The 18,743-nt window shown below is 68.5% G+C and carries 21 protein-coding genes; 14 read left to right on the top strand and 7 right to left on the bottom strand.

Annotated features, from left to right (window positions below; genetic code table 11):
• Window positions 1-103: 103 nt before the first annotated feature.
• From SH203_RS15480 to SH203_RS04420, 4 genes are all read right to left on the bottom strand, one after another.
• Window positions 104-913, bottom strand: coding sequence for a fasciclin domain-containing protein (locus tag SH203_RS15480; protein WP_087119664.1), 810 nt, complete (start codon window positions 911-913; stop codon window positions 104-106).
• Between the two features lie 208 nt (window positions 914-1,121).
• On the bottom strand, window positions 1,122-1,994 hold the full coding sequence (locus SH203_RS04430) for a 4-(cytidine 5'-diphospho)-2-C-methyl-D-erythritol kinase (RefSeq protein ID WP_087119663.1): 873 nt from the start codon (window positions 1,992-1,994) through the stop codon (window positions 1,122-1,124).
• A 198-nt stretch (window positions 1,995-2,192) separates the two neighbouring features.
• Window positions 2,193-4,067: a lipopolysaccharide assembly protein LapB gene (locus tag SH203_RS04425; RefSeq protein WP_087119662.1), complete on the bottom strand. Its 1,875-nt coding sequence runs from the start codon at window positions 4,065-4,067 to the stop codon at window positions 2,193-2,195.
• A gap of 100 nt (window positions 4,068-4,167) precedes the next feature.
• Window positions 4,168-5,823 carry an electron transfer flavoprotein-ubiquinone oxidoreductase gene (locus SH203_RS04420; RefSeq protein WP_087120159.1) on the bottom strand — a complete coding sequence of 552 codons (1,656 nt, stop codon included), beginning with the start codon at window positions 5,821-5,823 and terminating at the stop codon, window positions 4,168-4,170.
• Between the two features lie 195 nt (window positions 5,824-6,018).
• On the opposite strand from SH203_RS04420, the gene SH203_RS04415 reads away from it, so the two are divergent.
• Together SH203_RS04415 and SH203_RS04410 are read left to right on the top strand one after the other, a co-directional pair.
• Window positions 6,019-6,831 (top strand): uracil-DNA glycosylase, encoded by an 813-nt coding sequence (locus SH203_RS04415; protein ID WP_087119661.1) that lies wholly within the window; start codon window positions 6,019-6,021, stop codon window positions 6,829-6,831.
• Between the two features lie 94 nt (window positions 6,832-6,925).
• Entirely contained in the window at window positions 6,926-8,617 is a 1,692-nt protein-coding gene (locus SH203_RS04410; protein ID WP_087119660.1) for a lytic transglycosylase domain-containing protein, read from the top strand.
• Window positions 8,618-8,621: 4 nt separating this feature from the next.
• On the opposite strand, the gene SH203_RS15865 is transcribed toward SH203_RS04410, so the two are convergent.
• Together SH203_RS15865 and SH203_RS04400 are read right to left on the bottom strand one after the other, a co-directional pair.
• Window positions 8,622-8,750 carry a hypothetical protein gene (locus tag SH203_RS15865; RefSeq protein WP_255376551.1) on the bottom strand — a complete coding sequence of 43 codons (129 nt, stop codon included), beginning with the start codon at window positions 8,748-8,750 and terminating at the stop codon, window positions 8,622-8,624.
• Between the two features lie 261 nt (window positions 8,751-9,011).
• A complete protein-coding gene (locus SH203_RS04400; RefSeq protein ID WP_087119659.1) occupies window positions 9,012-9,332 on the bottom strand; it encodes a multidrug efflux SMR transporter in 321 nt (106 codons plus the stop codon).
• Between the two features lie 164 nt (window positions 9,333-9,496).
• On the opposite strand from SH203_RS04400, the gene purB reads away from it, so the two are divergent.
• Genes purB through purU form a run of 4 tightly spaced genes read left to right on the top strand, consistent with a single transcriptional unit; the run spans window position 9,497 to window position 12,895 of the window.
• Window positions 9,497-10,795: an adenylosuccinate lyase gene (purB, locus tag SH203_RS04395; protein WP_087119658.1), complete on the top strand. Its 1,299-nt coding sequence runs from the start codon at window positions 9,497-9,499 to the stop codon at window positions 10,793-10,795.
• A 5-nt stretch (window positions 10,796-10,800) separates the two neighbouring features.
• A complete protein-coding gene (locus SH203_RS04390) occupies window positions 10,801-11,532 on the top strand; it encodes a 2OG-Fe(II) oxygenase family protein (protein WP_087119657.1) in 732 nt (243 codons plus the stop codon).
• Window positions 11,529-12,053, top strand: a complete 525-nt coding sequence (locus SH203_RS04385) for a DNA-deoxyinosine glycosylase (protein WP_087119656.1) — start codon at window positions 11,529-11,531, stop codon at window positions 12,051-12,053. The genes SH203_RS04390 and SH203_RS04385 overlap by 4 nt, the downstream gene beginning before the upstream one ends.
• Window positions 12,053-12,895, top strand: coding sequence for a formyltetrahydrofolate deformylase (purU, locus tag SH203_RS04380; RefSeq protein WP_087119655.1), 843 nt, complete (start codon window positions 12,053-12,055; stop codon window positions 12,893-12,895). The genes SH203_RS04385 and purU overlap by 1 nt, the downstream gene beginning before the upstream one ends.
• A gap of 192 nt (window positions 12,896-13,087) precedes the next feature.
• On the opposite strand, the gene SH203_RS04375 is transcribed toward purU, so the two are convergent.
• Complete coding sequence (locus tag SH203_RS04375; RefSeq protein ID WP_200808809.1) at window positions 13,088-13,411, bottom strand: DUF1476 domain-containing protein; 324 nt, start codon at window positions 13,409-13,411, stop codon at window positions 13,088-13,090.
• Between the two features lie 301 nt (window positions 13,412-13,712).
• Here SH203_RS04375 and purC point away from each other — a divergent pair, with 301 nt between their 5' ends.
• From purC to SH203_RS04335, 8 genes are read left to right on the top strand one after another with little or no spacing between them, the layout of a single operon-like run.
• Window positions 13,713-14,471 (top strand): phosphoribosylaminoimidazolesuccinocarboxamide synthase, encoded by a 759-nt coding sequence (gene purC / locus SH203_RS04370; RefSeq protein WP_039244425.1) that lies wholly within the window; start codon window positions 13,713-13,715, stop codon window positions 14,469-14,471.
• The gene (gene purS, locus SH203_RS04365) at window positions 14,471-14,707 is read left to right on the top strand and encodes a phosphoribosylformylglycinamidine synthase subunit PurS (protein WP_087119653.1); all 237 of its coding nucleotides are present in this window, start codon (window positions 14,471-14,473) and stop codon (window positions 14,705-14,707) included. Before purC ends, purS begins: the two co-directional genes overlap by 1 nt.
• 44 nt (window positions 14,708-14,751) lie before the next feature.
• Window positions 14,752-15,012: an AbrB/MazE/SpoVT family DNA-binding domain-containing protein gene (locus tag SH203_RS04360; RefSeq protein ID WP_087119652.1), complete on the top strand. Its 261-nt coding sequence runs from the start codon at window positions 14,752-14,754 to the stop codon at window positions 15,010-15,012.
• A complete protein-coding gene (locus SH203_RS04355) occupies window positions 15,009-15,413 on the top strand; it encodes a type II toxin-antitoxin system VapC family toxin (protein WP_087119651.1) in 405 nt (134 codons plus the stop codon). The genes SH203_RS04360 and SH203_RS04355 overlap by 4 nt, the downstream gene beginning before the upstream one ends.
• A gap of 24 nt (window positions 15,414-15,437) precedes the next feature.
• A complete protein-coding gene (locus tag SH203_RS04350; protein WP_087119650.1) occupies window positions 15,438-15,917 on the top strand; it encodes a YbhB/YbcL family Raf kinase inhibitor-like protein in 480 nt (159 codons plus the stop codon).
• Between the two features lie 52 nt (window positions 15,918-15,969).
• Window positions 15,970-17,172, top strand: a complete 1,203-nt coding sequence (locus tag SH203_RS04345) for an MFS transporter (RefSeq protein ID WP_087120158.1) — start codon at window positions 15,970-15,972, stop codon at window positions 17,170-17,172.
• A gap of 33 nt (window positions 17,173-17,205) precedes the next feature.
• The gene (gene purQ, locus SH203_RS04340) at window positions 17,206-17,868 is read left to right on the top strand and encodes a phosphoribosylformylglycinamidine synthase subunit PurQ (RefSeq protein WP_087119649.1); all 663 of its coding nucleotides are present in this window, start codon (window positions 17,206-17,208) and stop codon (window positions 17,866-17,868) included.
• A 31-nt stretch (window positions 17,869-17,899) separates the two neighbouring features.
• Window positions 17,900-18,736, top strand: coding sequence for a hypothetical protein (locus SH203_RS04335; RefSeq protein WP_087119648.1), 837 nt, complete (start codon window positions 17,900-17,902; stop codon window positions 18,734-18,736).
• The last annotated feature ends 7 nt before the right edge of the window (window positions 18,737-18,743 follow it).

The raw sequence follows: 18,743 nt of genomic DNA, 5'->3' as shown, positions 1-18,743 counted from the left end.
TCGGGAGGGGCTGCAAAAAAAGACGGCGGACCATAGGGCCCGCCGCCTCTCGCTTCAACACGCTGCGCCCGCCCATTTGGCGTGGGGCGCGCGCCGACCCGGATCAGTTCGGGGTCGGGGCGGTCGCCTCACCGCCGTTCGGGGCCGGATCGACCTGGCCGTCGGTCGGATTCTGGACCGGGGGCGAGGCGGTGGTGACGGTCGCCGCGGCCGGTTCGCCGGTCGGGGCCGTGGGAGCGGCGGCGGTCGCCTCGGCCGGGGCGGCGGCTTCCTCGTCGCCCATGGCGGCCATGGACTGGGCCGGGTTCAGCACCTTGTCGATCGGGAAGACCGCGCCGTTGGAGGCGTCAAGCTCGGCGCTGACCACCGTGGCGCCGTCGGCCTTGATGGCCGAGCCGGTGCCGTCCAGCAGGATCTGGCTGTCGGCGGCGGTCGGGACGCCGCCCTTCTTGCCCTGGATCTGGTCGGGCGTCACATCGGCGACGATGACGTGATAGAGCAGCAGCTGACGAAGCTCGGCCGCATTGGCCGGGTCCATCAGACGGGTGCGATCCGCCTCTGGCAGGGCCGCAAAGGCCGCATCCGTCGGGGCGAAGATCGAGATGGCCGGGCGGCTGGCCAGGGTGTCGGTCAGCTGGGCGGCGTCCAGCGCGGCCAGCAGCGTCGTGAACTGACCGCTGGACTTCAGCACATCGACCACGGTTTCGGCCGGGGCGGGCGTCGCCTGGGTCGCGGCGGTTTCGGCGGGCGCGGCCTCCTGCATCACGGGCGCGGCGGCCGGGGCGGGGGCCCGATCCGGGGTCTGGGCGGGCGTCTCGGTCGGGGTCTGCGTCGGGGTGGCCTCCTGAGCGAAGGCGGGGGCGGCCATCAGGGTGACGACGGCGGTCGCGGCAAGCAGTTTGGCACGAAGCATGACACTATCCTTTTTCTGTTTGAGGACCGTCGCGGGGAGACGGCGATCCGTTCCAGTCATCGGAACTGTGGTGTCCAAGTCGGAGACCGGCGATCCGGTTCCGGGATTTCGTTACAAACCGTAACTCTTGTGATGATCACGGCGAGACCTGGGCGAATGCTGGGCCGAACGGCTGCTGTCGCCGGTATTCGGCCACAAGACTGAGGCGTTACTGTTCCGCCAGACAGGTCGACTGAACCCAGGCGCTCGGATGGGTTTGGGCCAGAATGGCCGCCGCCGCCTCGGCCGCCTGAAGGCTGGGATATAGGCCGAACACCGTCGCGCCGGAACCGGACATCCGCGTCAGGGCGACCTCGGGCGTCGCGGCGACGGCGCACAAGGCGTCGGCGATGGCGGGCGTCAGGGCCACGGCCGGGGCCTGCAGATCGTTGCGCCGGGCCGACAGCCAGTCGATCACGCCGCCGACGCTCCAGTCGACGGGCGGCGCCGGACGATCCGCCGCCGCGACGGAACCGGCGTCATAGGCCCGATAGACCGCGCCGGTGGGCGACGGGACGCCCGGATTGAACAGGACGGCCGGCAGGGGCGGCAGGCGCGGTTCGTCGGTCAGGACGTCGCCCCGCCCCTCGGCCCAGGCGGTTCGCATCCGCAGGCACATGGGACCGTCGGCCCCGACCACGGCCGCCGCCGCCTCCAGCCCCGCATCGTCGATGTCCAGCGCCAGAACCTCGCGCGCCAGCTTCAGCGCCGCGCCCGCGTCGGACGATCCGCCGCCCAGACCCGCCGCGATGGGCAGTCGCTTGTCCAGCACGACCTTCAGCCCCGGCTCGCCTGCCCCGGTCGCCTCGCCCAGCCGGCGCAGCGCGCGCAGGATCAGATTGTCCCCCTCGCCCGACAGGCCGCCCGCGAAGGGACCGACGACCTCCAGCGACAGCCGCCCGGCCGGCGCGACCGACACCCGATCGCCCACATCGGCGAAGGCGACCAGGCTGCTGAGCGGATGATAGCCGTCCCCGTCCACGGCCCCGACGTGCAGGAACAGATTGATCTTGGCCGGGGCCAGGGCGGTGCAGACGGTCATGGGCCGTGACTAGCCCATGCCCCTGCATATTTCACCCGCCCATCCACCTCCGCTCGTCATTCCGGGGCCGAGCGCAGCGAGGAACCCGGAAACCAGGACCGCATCCGCCCCGCCGGACACGGCCATCACCTATGCACGCCTCCTGGGTTCCGGGCTCGTCCTTCGGACGCCCCGGAATGACGGTTCAGAGCCGGCGGATCAGTTGGAGACGCCCTGCCCCGTCGAACCCGGCCTATCCAGCCCGTCAGCGATCTTGCGTTCGACCTCGGCGCGGCGTTCGGCGTCGGGGTCCAGCACCAGGACGCGGTTCCACAGCCAGACGGCTTCGCGCTGGCGGCCCACCTTCCAATAGGCGTCGCCCAGATGGTCATTGATCTCGGCGTTGGCCGGCTCCTTGTCGACGGCCTGTTCCAGGGTGTCGACGGCGGTGTCGTACTGGCCCTGTTTGAACTGCGCCCAGCCCAGCGAGTCCTGGATGTTGCCGTTGTCGGGTTCCAGCGCATGGGCGCGGGCGATCATGGCCGCGCCCTCCTGGACCCGTAGCCCCTTGTCCACCCACAGATAGCCCAGATAGTTCAGCATGTCGGCGTCGTTGGGCGCGGCCTGAAGCGCGGCCCACAGCTCGGCTTCGGCCTCGGTCGTGCGGTTCAGGGCCTCATAGGCGGCGCCGCGCAAGAAGTGGACGTTGGCGCCCTGATCGGCGGCGTTCAGCACCGGGCCGTCCAGCAGGGCCAGCGCCTCGTCGTGCTGCTTCAACTGCATCAGCTGACCGGCCAGAACCAGGGCGATCTGGCGATTGTCGGGGCTGGCGGCGAAGGCGCGGCGCAGTTCGGTCAGGGCGTCCTGCGACTGCCCCTCCTCCTCCAGGCTGACAGCCATCTGGGCGCGGGCGGCGGCGTAGAGAGCCGCGTCCTCGGTCCCCACCCGCGACAGGGCGGCGCGGGCCGAGCTTTTCAGACCGGCGCGGGCCAGGACCTGGGCCAGCTGATATTCGGTCTCGGCGTCGGGATGGAGGTTTTGCGCAAGACGCAGATAGACGGCGGCGAATTCGTTGCCCCGCTCGGCCGAGGCCTGGGCGGCGGCCGTGACCAGGGCCTGGGCCGCGCCTTCGCGCAGATCGGGCGAGGCGGGGGGCCGTCCGCCCGTCTCGGCCCGTTGCAGGGCGCGCGCCACGCCCGGATCGACCGGCTGGACCGCCATGGCCGCGCGGTACAGGGCGATGGCCTCGTCGCGGCGGCCGCGCCGCTCCATGAACTCGCCATAGGGGCGTTTGAACAGGGCGCCGATGGTCGGGGCGTCGGCCGCCGCCTTCAGCTCGACCTCGGCCTCGGCGTATTTGCGGCGGCGCTCCAGCAGGGTCGCGCGATTGATGCGGGCGAAGGCCAGGGTCAGCGGATCGCCGGCGGTGGGCGCAGGCTGCAGCGCGCGGGTCCAGTCGCCGGCCGCCGCCGCGATCCACGGCGAGACCAGCAGCCCCGCGCGGGCGTGCGGCGCGCCGATCGGCTGGGCCGCCAGGGCGGCGTTGGCGGCGCGGGCGTCGCCGTGGGCGTAGTCCTGAACCAGCCGGACAAGCCGTCCGCCCTCGACGAAGGCGGGCGAGGCCGCGGCGTCGGTCGGCGCCAGGGCCGCCGCCACGTCCAGATCGCCGGTCAGCAGCGCCGAGGTGAAAGCCTGTTCGCGCACCCGGGGCTGTTCCGGCGTCAGCCGCTCGGCCTGGGCCAGCAGGTCGGAGCCTTGCGCCCCCTCCCCCTGCATCAGCGCCAGCTTGCCGGCCAGATACAGGCCATAGGCGCTGCGCCCCTCGGCGTTGGTCGGGACCGGCGCCCAGACCGCCGGAATGGCCGGAGTCGCGGGCGTGTCGGTGATGACGATGTGGGGATCGGAGGCCGCATCCGGGGTCGCCGGCGCCGTCTGGCCGGGAACGGGCTGGCCCGGCTCCAGGATCACGGCCGGCGGATGGCTTTGCGGCGTCGGCGCGGCGGGCGCGACGTCCTGGGCTGCAGCCTGTCCGGCGATGGCCAGGGCGACGACGGTCAGGGAGGCGGAGAACAGGCGGGAACGGGAGGCGATCATGCCCGGACCCTTCACGGTTTCCCCCGCCCCCGCAAGAGGACAGATGGCGTCTTGAGCGTTCCGCCCATCCCCGCGAAAGCGGGAATGGGCGGGTCCGAAATCACATATTCGGATAGTTGGGGCCGCCGCCGCCCTCGGGCGTGGTCCAGACGATGTTCTGCGACGGGTCCTTGATGTCGCAGGTTTTGCAGTGGACGCAGTTCTGGGCGTTGATGACGAAGCGCGGATCGGCCTTGGCCGCCTCGTCGCCATAGACGACCTCGTACACCCCCGCCGGGCAGTACAGCCGCGCAGGCTCACCGTATTCGGGCAGGTTGACGCGGATCGGGATGGTCGGGTCCAGCAGCTTCAGGTGCGCCGGCTGGTCCTCCGCGTGATTGGTGTTGGAGATGAACACCGACGACAGCTTGTCGAACGACAGTTTGCCGTCCGGCTTGGGATATTTGATCGGCTTGTGGTTAGCCGCCAGCTCGGTCGAGGCCGCGTCCGTTTTCTCGTGCTTCAGCGTCGGGATCGGCGACCAGCCGCCCAGCAGCGTGCGGCACCACATGTCGAACATGCCGAACGCCCCGCCCAGGGTCGTGCCGAACCTGGACAGCAGGGGCTTGGCGTTACGGACGAGCGACAGCTCCTTGTGGACCCAGCTCTTTTCGAAGGCGGTCTGGTATTCGATCAGTTCGTCGCCCGACCGTCCGGCCTGCACCGCCTCATAGGCGGCGTCGGCGGCCAGCATCCCGGTCTTCATGGCGTTGTGGCTGCCCTTGATGCGCGGCACGTTCACGAAGCCCGCCGAACAGCCGATCAGCGCCCCGCCGGGGAAGCTGAGTTTCGGGATCGACTGCAGGCCGCCCTCGGTGATGGCCCGCGCGCCGTAGGAGATGCGCGTCCCGCCCTCCAGGTGTCTTGCGATGTCGGGGTGGTGCTTGAACCGCTGGAACTCGTCGAACGGCGACAGGAAGGGGTTCTTGTAGTTCAGGTGGACGACATAGCCGACGGCCACATAGCGGTCGCCGAAATGATACAGGAAGCTGCCGCCGCCCGTGTGTTCGTCCAGCGGCCAGCCGGTCGTGTGCTGGGCCAGGCCCGGCTGATGCTGCTCGGCCGGCACCTGCCACAGCTCCTTCAGGCCGATGCCGTATTTCTGCGGCGACTTGCCGTCCTGCAGCTTGTGGCGGGCGATGATGGTCTTGGCCAGGGAGCCGCGCACGCCCTCGGCGATGAAGACATATTTGCCGTGCAGTTCGATGCCCGGCTGGAAGTCGTCGGTCGGCTTGCCCTCGCGGTCGATGCCGAACACCCCGGCGACCACGCCCTTGACCCGTCCTGCGGCGTCGTCCCAGACGACGTGGCTGGCGGCCATGCCGGGATAGACCTCGACGCCCAGCGCCTCGGCCTGTTCGCCCAGCCAGCGCGTGACGTTGCCCAGCGAGGCGATATAGCAGCCGTGATTATGCATGAAGGGTGGCAGCAGCGGCATCGGCAGGGGCGCCGACCCCTGCGGCCCCAGCAGCAGGAAGCGGTCCTTCGTCACCGGCGTCTCCAGCGGCGCGCCACGGTCCTTCCAGTCGGGGAACAGTTCGTTCAGCGCCTTGGGGTCGATCACGGCGCCCGACAGGATATGGCCGCCGACCTCGGCCGCCTTTTCCAGCACGGCGACGGAGATGTCCTTGCCGTCCTTTTCCGCGCGCTGCTTCAGGCGGATGGCGGCCGACAGGCCGGCCGGGCCGCCGCCGACGATGACGACATCGTATTCCATCACCTCGCGCTCGACGCCGTTCAGCGCCTCCAGCGGCGGCAGATTGTCGATAATGGCGTCCTGACGGGCGTTCTTGGCGCCGCCCTCGATGACGTCCTCGGCCATTTTTCCCCCTGAATCCCGGTTGTCCGTGTGGTTATGCCGCTTATCGGAAGGTGACGTGACGGCGGTCAAGGCTTATCGGTAGTCCGAGACATGAACGCGCAACCCCACGACATCGCTGCAGTCGAAAGCCTGCTCGCCTTCTGGCGGGATGCGGGGGTGGACGCCTGCTATGGCGACGCGCCGGTCGATCACACCCATATCGCGCCTCCGCCGGCGGTGAAGGCGGTCCAGCGCGCGACCGCCTCGGTGGCCCCGCCCCTGGCCGGATACGTCGCCGAGGACGCGGCGGCCGAGGCGCGACGTCTGGCCGCCGGCGCCGCCACGCTTCAGGATCTGGCCGCCGCCGTCGCCGCCTTCGAAGGCTGTCCCCTGCGCGGTATGGGCGCGACCCAGTCGGTGTTCGGACGCGGCAATCCCAACGCCCCGGTCCTGATCGTCGGCGAAGGCCCCGGCGCGGACGAGGACCGGATCGGCCAGCCCTTCGTGGGCAAGGCCGGCCAGTTGCTGGACCGGATGCTGGCGGCGACGGGTCTGACCGACCGGGTCTTCATCACCAACACCGTCTTCTGGCGCCCGCCCGGCAATCGCACGCCCAGCCCGCAGGAGCAGGCGGTCTGCGCCCCCTTCGTCGAGCGCGCCTTCGCCCTGTTGAAGCCGCGCGCGGTTCTGCTGCTGGGCGCCGCCTCGGCCAAATCCGTGCTTCAGGCCGAGGAAGGGATCATGAAACTGCGCGGGCGCTGGCAGGAATGGCGTCTGGCGGAAGGCGGCGTGTCCGCCCCCGTCATGCCGACCCTGCACCCCGCATTCCTGCTGCGTCAGCCCCAGGCCAAGCGCCAGGCCTGGGCCGATCTGCTTTCGTTGGCGGTTCGCCTTGAAACGGACTCGGTTGAAGAACAAGGCTAACGGCGGCATTGTGACATGCTGACGACCATCGCCATACACGCGCCGCCTTTGTGCTTTTGAAGGACGGCCGTCGCCAACGAGGGGGCCGCCGCTTATGCACCTGTTCCGCCGCGCGTTTCTCGCGCCGACGCTGGCTGTCGCCGTTTGCGCCATCTCGTGCGCGGCCTGGGCCGAGGCGCCCTATGCCGGTTCAACGGCCGATTCGAGCGCCGGTTCCGGCCGCCCCGTCGCCCTGAGTTCCGCCGATCGGATCTCCTACACCACCGCCTTCGACGCCCTGAAGCGCGGCGACATCGAGGCCGCCCGCGCCTCGGCCCGCCAGGCCCAGGATCGCGTCCTCTTGGGCCAGGTCGAGTTCGAAAGCCTGTTCCACCCCGACCACGTCGCCACCTACGAAGAGCTGACGGCCTGGCTGGAGACCTATTCCGACCTGCCCTGCGCCGACCGCGTCTATACGCTGGCCCTACGTCGCCGCCCGGACGGCGCGCCCGAGCCGACGCGCCCCGGCGGCGTGATCGGCCGGACGTGGAACAGCCTGGTGACGGCCGTGTCCGGCGGCGGCGGGGTCGACGATCCGGCCAAGGCCGCGCGCGTCGCCTATAACAACGACGACCTGACCGGCGCCTCGTCCGTCGGGCGCCAGATCGGCGACTGGTGGACGGTCGGCCTGGCGGAATGGCGACTTGGCCAGTTCCACGAAGCCTTCGCCGCCTTCGAGCGCGTCGCCAACGATCCGACCGAAGACCCCTGGGTGCGCGCCGGCGCCGCCTATTGGACCGCGCGGTCGGCGTCGCAGTCGGGCCGCCAGGACCGGGTCAACGAATATCTGCATCTGGCCGGTCAGTGGCCCGCCACCTTCTATGGCCAGATCGCCCTGCGTCAGCTGGGCGAGGAGCCGACCATCGAGAACATGGGGCCCCGCCCCTACGAGGCCGAGGCCCGCCTGCGCCGCGCCGCCTATGTGCCCCAGAGCGCCAGCGTCGAGCCGACCGCGCTGGAAGCCTTCGTCCAGACCGACGCCCGCGCTCGCCGCACCGTCGCCTTCTACGAGGTCGGCCGCCGCGCCGACGCCGAGACCGAGCTGCGCTCCAACCTTCGCACCGCCGTCGGCGACGCCGCCAAGATGTGGAACGCCCTGGCCCGCGCCATCCTGCCGGTCAACACCGCCGCCGAGGCCAGCCGCATCGACGCGACCCGCTATCCGATGCCCGACCTGACGCCCGAAGGCGGCTTCGTCATCGAAAAGGCGCTGGTCTATGCGCTGGCCCGCAAGGAGACCGACTTCAACGCCACGGCCCGCTCCAACGTCGGCGCCTATGGGCTGATGCAGGTGATGCCGACGACGGCGGCGGAACTGAGCGGCGACCGCGGCTTCGTCAGCGATCCGACCCGGCTGTTCAACCCGGCGGTGAACCTGCGGCTGGGCCAGGCCTATATCAGCCGGATGCTGGCCCTGCCCGCCTTCCAGGGCGACCTGCTGCGGGCCGTGGCCTCCTACAACGCCGGGCCGGGACCGATGCTGGCGGCGGTCAGGAAGCTGGGGCCGGACGCCGATCCCCTGCTGCTGATCGAGACCATCGACGTGCCCCAGGCCCGCGACTATGTCGAAAAGGTCGTGGCCAGCTACTGGATCTATCAGCGGATGTTCGGCGGGCCGTTGAAAACGCTGGACGCCCTGGCCTCGGGCGCCCGGGCCGCGCCCATCGCCCTGGACTATGTCGCCCCGCCGCCCCAGGCCGAGCCGGTCCTGATCGCTCAGGCCGGCGCGGTCGGCGGCGAGCGCTAGCCGCCTAGAAGATCGCCACCAGCAGACTGGCCCAGAAGGCCGCGCCGATCAGGGCGGCCAGACCATAGGCCGCGACCGGATGCATGACGCGCGGCGCCGCAAGTTCCGTTCGGGGCATGGCCGGGTGGGTCATTTGACAGGTCCGCGTGTGGGGTTCGCCGCGCCTTCAAGGTAGCGACATCGGCTTAACGCGGCGTCTGTCGAAATGGTTCTCAAGGCCTTAGGACGGTTTCCCGGCCTCCGTCTCCCACTGTCTGAAATCGGGATGGGCCAGAAGGACCGCCAGATAGTCGGCGCCAACGCCGTCGTCGCCGTGATCGGCGAGGTCGATCTGGAAATGACGCAGCCGCGCCGCGACGGGCGTATAGAAGACGCATGACGACCTTCTCCGACATTAACGGGCGGACGCCAGTTTCAGCACGATCAGGCCCGACGCCACCAGGGTCACGCCCGCGATCCTGAGCGGCGTCAGCGGTTCGCCAAGGAAGGCCGCCCCCACCGCAAAGGCGCCCACGGCTCCGATGCCGGTCCAGATCGCATAGGCCGTGCCCAGCGGCAGGGTCTTCATCGCCATCGACAACAGGCCGAACGAGCCGATCATGAAGACGATCATCCCGACCGTCGGCCACGGCCGCGTGAACCCGGCCGACGCCTTCATCAGAAAGGCCCAGACGACTTCCAGCAGACCGGCGAAAAGAAGGAACACCCAGGCCATGACACATCTCCCTGCAGGGCGCCGGGTCGTCCCGGCGTTGATCCCATGTGGGGGAGGTCGTCCTCCTGAAAGCGCGCTGAATCTGGGACAGCGGCGGGCAAAGTCAACCTCGCCACCCCGCAAAACCTTGACTCCTCGCCCCCCACGACCGACACGACCCGCCCATGATCACGCGCTATTCCCGCCCCGTCGCCGCCGCCCTCTGGTCGCAAGAGACCAAGTACAAGATCTGGTTCGAGATCGAGGCCCACGCCGCTGCCAAGATGGCCGAACTGGGTGTCATCCCGACCGAGGCGGCCCAGGCCATCTGGGCCAAGGGCGAGAACGCGACCTTCGACGCCGACCGCATCGACGAGATCGAACGCACCACCAAACACGACGTCATCGCCTTCCTGACGCATGTAGCCGAAATCGTCGGCGACGAGGCCCGCTTCCTGCACCAGGGCATGACCTCCTCGGACGTGCTGGACACCTGTTTCGCGGTTCAGCTGGCCCGGTCGTCGGACCTGATGATCGAGGGCGTGGACCGGGTTCTGGCCGCGCTGGAGACCCGCGCCAAGGAGCATAAATACACCCCGACCGTGGGCCGGTCGCACGGCATCCACGCCGAACCCGTCACCTTCGGCCTGAAGCTGGCCGGCTATCACGCCGAGTTCCAGCGCGCCAAACGCCGCCTGCTGACCGCCAAGGAAGAGATCGCCACCTGCGCCATCTCGGGCGCCGTCGGCACCTTCGCCAACGTCGATCCGGCGGTCGAAGCCTATGTGGCCGAAAAGATGGGCCTGCAGGTCGAGCCGGTCTCGACCCAGGTGATCCCGCGCGACCGCCACGCCGCCTTCTTCGCCGCGCTAGGCGTCGTCGCCTCCTCGGTCGAACGCCTCGCCGTGGAAATCCGCCATCTCCAGCGCACCGAAGTCCTCGAAGCCGAGGAGTTCTTCGACAAGGGCCAGAAGGGCTCGTCGGCCATGCCGCACAAGCGCAACCCGATCCTGACCGAGAACCTGACCGGCCTGGCCCGTCTGGTCCGCTCGGCCGTCACGCCCGCGATGGAGAATGTCGCCCTGTGGCACGAGCGGGACATCAGCCATTCCTCGGTCGAGCGCGGCATCGGTCCCGACGCCACCATCCACCTGGACTTCGCCCTGCACCGTCTGGCCAACGTGGTCGAGCGGCTGAACGTCTATCCTGAGAACATGCAGAAGAACATCGACCGCCTGGGCGGTCTGGTTCATTCGCAGCGGGTCATGCTGGCCCTGACCCAGGCGGGCATCTCGCGCGAGGCCGCCTACGCCGCCGTGCAGGAAAACGCCATGAAGGTCTGGCGCGGCGAAGGCGCCTTCCTGGACTTCCTCAAGGCCGACGAGCGCGTCACCCTGCCCCACGCCCAGCTCGAAGCCCTGTTCGACCTCGGCTACCACACCAAGAACGTGGACGTGGTGTTCAAGCGGGTGTTCGGAGACTGATTCCGATGGTCGAGCGCACGATCCGGCTGAACCCCCGGCTCGATCCCCGCGACTATGCGGCGGCCTATGCGCGCGACGGGATGGTTCAGGTGCCCGACCTGCTGGACGAGGCCAGCGCCGAATGGCTGGACCTTGCGCTGGAACACGACACGGCCTGGCGGCTGTCGCTGAAGACGCCCGAAGGCGGCAAGCTGTTCTCGCCCCCGGAAATGCAGGCGATGGGCCGCGACGCACTGGGCGCCCGTATCCAGAACGCCGTGGCGGAGGCCCGCGACGGCTTTTCCTTCGTCTATCTGGCCTATCCGATCATCACGGCCCTGATGACCGGAGAGGACGAAGGCCACGCGACCCACATCCTGCTGCAATTCTTCAACGACGCGCCCTTCACCACCTTTGCCAAGGTCGTGACGGGCGAAGAGCGCGTGACCAAGATCGACGCCCAGGCGACCTGGTTCCGGCCCGGCGACTTCCTGACCCAGCATGACGATACGGGCGTGGGCGAGCGACGCGCGGCCTATACGCTGGGTCTGTCGCGGGACTGGCGGCCGGACTGGGGCGGTCAGCTGCTGTTCCATGACTCCAACGGCGACATCGAGCGCGGATTCAAGCCAGGGTTCAACGTCTGGACCGTGTTCAAGACGCCGCGAATGCATTCGGTCGCGCCGGTCGCCGCCTATGCCGGGGGCAAGCGTCGGTCGATCACCGGCTGGCTGCGCGACGATCCGCCGGCCAAGTGACCGAGCGCTCGACCGACGACCGCCGCATCGGCTTCGCCCCCGTCGTGGATGCAAACACCCGCCTGCTGATCCTGGGCAGTTTGCCCGGCGACGCCTCGTTGAAGGCGGCGCAGTATTACGCCCATCCACGCAACGGCTTCTGGCCCCTGATCGGCGACCTGCTGGGCGAGGACCTGCCCGCCCTGCCCTATGAGCAGCGTCTGGAACGACTAAAGGCGCGGGGCGTCGGTCTGTGGGACGTGATCGCCTCGGCGGAACGGTCGGGCAGTCTGGATGCGGCGATCCGGTCGCCAGAGGCGGCGGACCTGCGCGGTCTGGTCGACAGCCTGCCGCATCTGCGGGCCGTCGCCTTCAACGGCCGGCTGGCGGCGAAGATGGGGCGGTCCATTCTGGCGAACCTGGACAGCGTCGCGCGGGTCGATCTGCCGTCGTCCAGTCCCGCCCACGCCATATCCTTGTCGGCAAAGGCCGAAAGCTGGGCCATACTGGGGACGTTTCTCCCGCAAAAGCCTGCCGCCTGATGATTCTGACCCTCTCCTGCCCCGACCGCCACGGCATCGTCGCGGCCGTTTCCGCCTTCCTGCTGCAGCGGGACGCCAACATCTCCGACGCCCAGCAGTTCGGCGACGCCTCCAGCGCCACCTTCTTCATGCGCGTGGTGTTCGAACCCGTCGAAGGCGATGACGAGGCGACGGTCCGCGCCGCCTTCGCCCCTCTGGCCGAACGGTTTTCGATGGACTGGACGCTGCGCGGGGACGAACCGCGCAAGGTGATGATCCTGACGTCCCGGTTCGATCACTGTCTGGCGGACCTGCTCTATCGCTGGCGCATCGACGAACTGCCGATGCAGGTGACGGCCGTGGTGTCGAACCATCCGCGCGAGCTGATCGGCCATGTCGATCTGGGCGACCTGCCGTTCCACCACCTGCCGATCGACGCCGCCGAAAAGCCCGCGCAGGAGGCGGCCCTGCTGCGCCTGATCGAGGAGACGGGGACCGAACTGGTCGTGCTGGCGCGCTATATGCAGATCCTGTCCGACGATCTCAGCCGGCGGCTGGCGGGACGCTGCATCAACATCCACCACTCCTTCCTGCCGGGCTTCAAGGGCGCCAAACCCTATCATCAGGCCCATGCGCGCGGGGTGAAGGTGATCGGCGCCACGGCCCACTACGTCACGCCCGACCTGGACGAGGGCCCGATCATCGAACAGGACGTGGAGCGCATCAGCCACCGCGACACGCCCGAAAACCTGATCCGCAAGGGCCGCGACATCGAGCGGCGCGTCCTGGCCCGCGCCGTCCGCCGCCATCTGGAGGACCGCGTTCTGCTGCACGGCGCCAGGACGGTCGTGTTCGAGGACTGAAGGGCGAAACTCCACGAAAGAATTTCGCCCGGACGCTGAAACCAAAATCGCGCGCCCGTGTTCTTTTGGAGCGCGAGACGCACAGTACGCCGGGTGAGACATCCCCCAACGTCCCCGGCAAAAAGAAAGGGCCGCACTTTCCCCCGGGTGCGGCCCTTTCGAATTCTCGGATCGACCCGAAGGCCGGTCGCCTTATTCGCCGGCGCGAATGCCTTCGCGGGCGATGGACGCCAGTTCGTCGATCTTGGAGCGGATTTCGCCCTCGGACACCGACAGGCCCGAGGCCTTGAAGTCGCCGGCGACCTTGCGGAACACGTCCTCGTCGCCCGGCTGCTCGAAATCGGCGCGCACCACGGCGGCGGCGTACTGATCGGCGCTCTCGCTCGACAGGCCCATCTTCTCGGCGGCCCACAGGCCCAGCATCCGGTTGCGCCGGGCGATGGCCTTGAACTCCTGCTCCTGATCGAGGACGAACTTGGCCTCGAAGGCCTTTTCCCGATCATCGAAGGTCGTCATTTCGCTCAGCACAGCTCCGCACGCCCCGCTAACGTCGGGGCAACGGCCGTCTATAGCCCGCCCGGCCATGAACGCAACCTGACTTCGGCCGTATGGGGCGCAACTGTCCCCATCCGCCGCATCCGGCGGCGCGTCTCGCCATCCTCATTTGTATCGAGGCCCGCCTTCCGCTAAGGAGACCGCGAACGAGATTGACTGCCCGAACGATTCCGAAACGCGCCGCCAGGACCGGGTCTTGCCCTTCCACTCATGGCCGCGCGATTTTTGTTTCTGGAGGGCGCCCGTAAGCCGGGACCGGACGATGAACAGCAAGCGCAAGAAAATCTACGAAGGCAAGGCCAAGATCCTCTACGAAGGACCCGAACCCGGCACCCTGATCCAGTATTTCAAGGACGACGCCACCGCCTTCAACGCCCAGAAGAAGGCCGTGCTGGAAGGCAAGGGCGTGGTCAACAACCAGATCAGCGAGTTCATCATGTCGCGCCTGAACGGCATCGGCGTGACCAACCACTTCATCAAACGCCTGAACCTGCGCGAGCAGCTGATCCGCGAAGTCGAGATCATTCCGCTGGAGGTCGTCTGCCGCAACATCGTCGCGGGTTCGATGAGCCAGCGCCTGGGCATCGAGGAAGGCACGCCCCTGCCCCGCTCGATCATCGAATTCTACTACAAGAAGGACGAGCTGAACGACCCGATGGTCACCGAAGAGCATATCACCGCCTTCAACTGGGCCTCGACCCAGGAGCTGGACGATATGCTGGCCATGACGGTGCGGGTGAACGACTATCTGTCGGGCCTGTTCAGCGCGGTCGGCATCACTCTGGTCGACTTCAAGATCGAGTTCGGCCGCGTCTGGGAAAACGACTTCAGCCGCGTGCTGCTGGCCGACGAGATCAGCCCCGACAGCTGCCGTCTGTGGGACGCCTCGACCGGCGAGAAGCTGGACAAGGACCGCTTCCGCCGCGACCTGGGCAATGTGATCGAAAGCTATACCGAGGTCGCGCGTCGCCTGGGCATCATGAAGGGCATGCCCACCGTGATCCAGGGGGGGCTGCACTGATGGCTAAGGTCAAGGTTCACGTCTTCCTCAAGCCCGGCGTCCTGGACGTTCAGGGCAAGGCCGTCGAAGGCGCCCTGCAGGGCCTGGGCTGGCCCGGCGTCTCCAACGCCCGCGTCGGCAAGCTGATCGAATTCGACCTGACCGGCGTCGAAGACCCCGAAGCCGAGGCGAAGAAGATGTGCGAACAGCTTCTCGCCAATACGGTCATCGAAAGCTACCGCATCGAGGCGACCTGACACCCGGCGTTGAATGTAATGCATAAACGCATTACATTGACGGCATGACCACTCTGACCGTCACGAGCCGAGGCCAGGTGACCTTCCGCAAGGAGGTGTTGCAACACCTCGGCATTCAGCCGGGGCAGAAGATCCGGCTGGATCTTCTGCCGGACGGTCGCGCGGAACTCAGCGCCGAGCAGATGAAGGGTTCATGGTCCGACCTGTCCGGCTTCCTGAAGGGGCGGACCAACGGCGCGCATCTGTCGATCGAAGAGATCAACGCCCTGACCACGCAGGCGGGCTCGGAACCCGAGCCGTCGTGAACATCACCGCCGATACCAACGTCCTGCTGCGCGCCGTCGTCGGCGACGACGAGGAACAGCAGCGTCTGGCGCTCGAAGCCCTTGAAACCGCAGACCGGGTCGCCGTCACCAGCCAGTCCCTGTGCGAATTCGCCTGGATTCTGGCGCGGGGCTATCGCGCCTCTCGCGCCGACATCGCGGCGGCCATTCGCCGGCTGCTGGACATACACAATATTTCCGTCGACCGCCCCGCGGCCGAAGCCGGACTGGCCGTGCTGGAGGCCGGCGGCGATTTCGCGGACGGCGTCATCGCCCATGACGGCCGTTGGCTGGGCGGGGAAACCTTCGTCTCTTTCGACGTTCAGGCGGTGCGGCTGTTGGATCGCGACGGCTTGAAAGCGCGCCTGCTGTCCGTCGCTTGATTTTCTGTCCGAGGAAGCCTGTCCATGACCTTCACCCTCACCTCCACCGACATTCAGGACGGCGGCGTGCTGCCGGACGCTCAGGTTCACGCCAAGGGAAACACCTCGCCGCAACTGTCGTGGTCGGGTGCGCCGGAGGGGACAAAGAGCTACGCCGTGACCTGTTTCGATCCCGACGCCCCCACCGGCTCGGGCTTCTGGCACTGGACGGTGGCCAATATTCCGGCGGACGTGACCGAGTTGGCGACGGGCGCGGGGTCGGCGGGCGGGTCTCTGCCGCACAGCGCAATCCAAGGCCGCACGGACTTCGGCCAGGCCGGTTTCGGCGGCGCCGCCCCGCCCGCCGGTCACGGCCCGCACCGCTATGTCTTCACCGTCTTCGCGGTGGATGTGGAGAGCCTGGACGTCACGGCCGACAACTCCGGCGCCGTGTTCGGCTTCAACCTGCATTTCCACACCCTGGCCAAGGCGTCGATCACCGCGACCTACGAAAACCGGGGCTGAGGGCGGCTTTGCCCTTGTCGGGTCGGCGAGCGGGTCTATGTTGCGCCGCAACATGACAGACGCCGCTCTCGCCTCCCCCTCGCCGACGCTTTCGCGCGGCGCCATCGCGCTGGTGCTGGTCGCCCTGGCCATGGGCGGCTTCGCCATCGGCGTGACCGAGTTCGCGGCCATGAGCATCCTGCCCGACTTCGCCGCCGGTCTGGGCGTCGACGCCCCCACCGCCGGCCATGTCATCAGCGCCTATGCCGCCGGGGTGGTGGTCGGGGCGCCGATCCTGGCGGTGCTGGGCGCGCGCCTGCCGCGCTGGCAGTTGCTGATCGGCTTCATGGGCCTGTTCGCCGTCGGCAATGTCGCCAGCGCCCTGGCCCCAACCTATCACTGGATGCTGGTCTTCCGCTTTCTCAGCGGCCTGCCGCACGGCGCCTATTTCGGGGTCGCGGCCCTGGTCGCAGCCTCGGTCGTGCCGCTGCATTTCCGCACCCGCGCCGTCTCGACCATATTGATGGGGCTGACGATCGGCACGGTGCTGGGCGTGCCGGTGGTCAACATCATCAGCCACGCCTACGGCTGGCGCTGGACCTTCGCCATCGTCGGGGTTCTGGCCGTCGCGACCATGGCCCTGGTCGCCCTGTTCGCGCCGCGCGATCCGGCCCATCCCGACGCCAGCCCCTGGCGCGAACTGGGCGCCCTGAAGCGCAGCCAGGTCTGGCTGACACTGGGCGTCGGCGCCGTCGGTTTCGGCGGCATGTTCGCGGTCTATGCCTATCTGGCCTCGACCCTTGAGGCCGTCACGGGCGCCGGCCCCGCCGTCATGCCCTGGGTCTTCGCCGTGTTCGGCGTCGGCATGTTCACCGGAAACATCCTGGGCGCCTGGGCCGCCGACCATGCGGGATTCAAGGCGGCGGGCGGCCTGTTGCTGTGGAGCGCGGCGGCCCTGGCCCTCTATCCCCTCGCGGCGCCGCACCTGTGGGCGGTGATGGTGGTGGTCTTCCTGATCGGGGCGGGCGGCGGTCTGGGATCGATTCTCCAGACGCGGCTGATGGACGTCGCCGGCGACGCCCAGACCCTGGCGGCGGCGCTGAACCACTCGGCCTTCAATACCGCCAACGCCATCGGCCCCTTGCTGGGCGGCATAGCCATCGCGGCCGGCTATGGCTGGGCCTCGACCGGCTGGGTAGGCATGGGGCTGTCGCTGGGCGGCTTCGCCATCTTCCTGATCGCCTGGCTGACGGGCCGCGCGCGCACGACGGCCTGACAAGGCGAAAGAACCCTGCTAAAGGCCCGCGCCATGAGCGCCGCCGTCATCGTCTTCCCCGGTTCCAACTGCGACCGCGACTGCAAGGTCGCCGTCGAACGCTCCACGGGCGAGCCCGTCAGCATGGTCTGGCACGCCGAGACGGAACTGCCCCAGGGGCTGGACCTGATCGTTATTCCCGGCGGCTTCTCCTATGGCGACTATCTGCGCTGCGGCGCCATGGCGGCCCAGTCTCCGGTGATGCAGGCGGTCAAGAAGGCCGCAGACGATGGCGTCGCCGTGGTCGGCATCTGCAACGGCTTCCAGATCCTGTGCGAGGCCGGACTGCTGCCCGGCGCCCTGCTGCGTAATCAGGGTCTGAAATACGTCTGCAAGCCCATCGCCCTGACCGTCGCCAACGGCCAGACCCGCTTCACCGCCGGCTATCAAGGCCAGCGCGAGGTCGTCATGACCCAGGGCAACGGCGACGGAAACTTCTTCGCCGACGCCGAGACCCTGGCCCGCATCGAGGGCGAGGGCCAGGTCGTGTTCCGCTACGTCGACAACCCCAACGGCTCGGTCAACGCCATCGCCGGCATCCAGAACGCGCGCGGCAACGTCCTGGGCATGATGCCCCACCCCGACCGCGCCTTCGAGGCCGAACTGGGTTCCGCCGACGGCGCCGTTCTGTTCCAGAGCATCTACGCGGCCGCTTGACGGCAATCTGAAGTTGGTGCGGATTGAGGCGATGCATCATCGCCTTCGATTCACCGTCGCCGCCCTGGCGTTCGCCGCCGCCACGCCCGCCCTGGCTCAGGACAATCCCCCGCAGGCCGAGGACTGGACGCTGACGTCCGTGCCCGAGCGGAAGGCCACGATGGCCACGATCGAGTTCACCTCCGGTCTGGCCATCGCCGCCCGATGCGTCGATGGGGTTTACGACGTCCTGATCACGGGCCTGCCCGAGGCGCCACGAAGCACCCTGTCGCGCGATCTGGGCATACAGTCCGGCGACCAGACCGAACCTTACACCTCCGTCTGGTCTGTGGGCACACAGCGCAACACGGCATTCAGCCGCCTGCCCGCCGTCGTGGCGCGCGACCTGGCGAAGGGCGGCAGGCTTCAGGTCATCGTACCGTCGCCGACGCCCGGCGGCCCGCGAACGCGCTATGTCATGGAGCTGAACCCCTCCAGCACGGCCATCGAACAGACCCTGACGGCCTGCGGCCGCCCTCTGGTGGACCCGCGCGAGGCCCGCGCCGAAGAGATCGACGGCAATGGTCAGGACGGCCTGCCCGATACGGTGCGGTGGGAATCCGTGCCCCGCCCGACCTTCCCGGAGTCGGTCAACGGCCGCAGCCCGCTGGAGGGCTATGTGGTCCTGTCCTGCGTCGTGACGGCCGAGGGTCGAATGACAGAGTGCCAGACCGAAAGCGAACATCCGGCGGGCTACAATCTGTGGCGATCCGTCGAACGGTCGCTGCCCCGCGCCCGATTGAAGCTGTCGGACGAAGCGGCTGCGGCCGGCCTACCTCTGGCCGGCCGCATGGTCCGTTTCTCGGTCAACTTCAAGATGGAGCCCTGAGGCCCGG

This window comes from Brevundimonas sp. SH203 (assembly GCF_002157625.1).
Lineage (GTDB): Bacteria > Pseudomonadota > Alphaproteobacteria > Caulobacterales > Caulobacteraceae > Brevundimonas.
The sequence above is the reverse complement of the archived record's forward strand: the minus strand, read 5'-3'. Positions and strand labels throughout refer to the sequence as shown.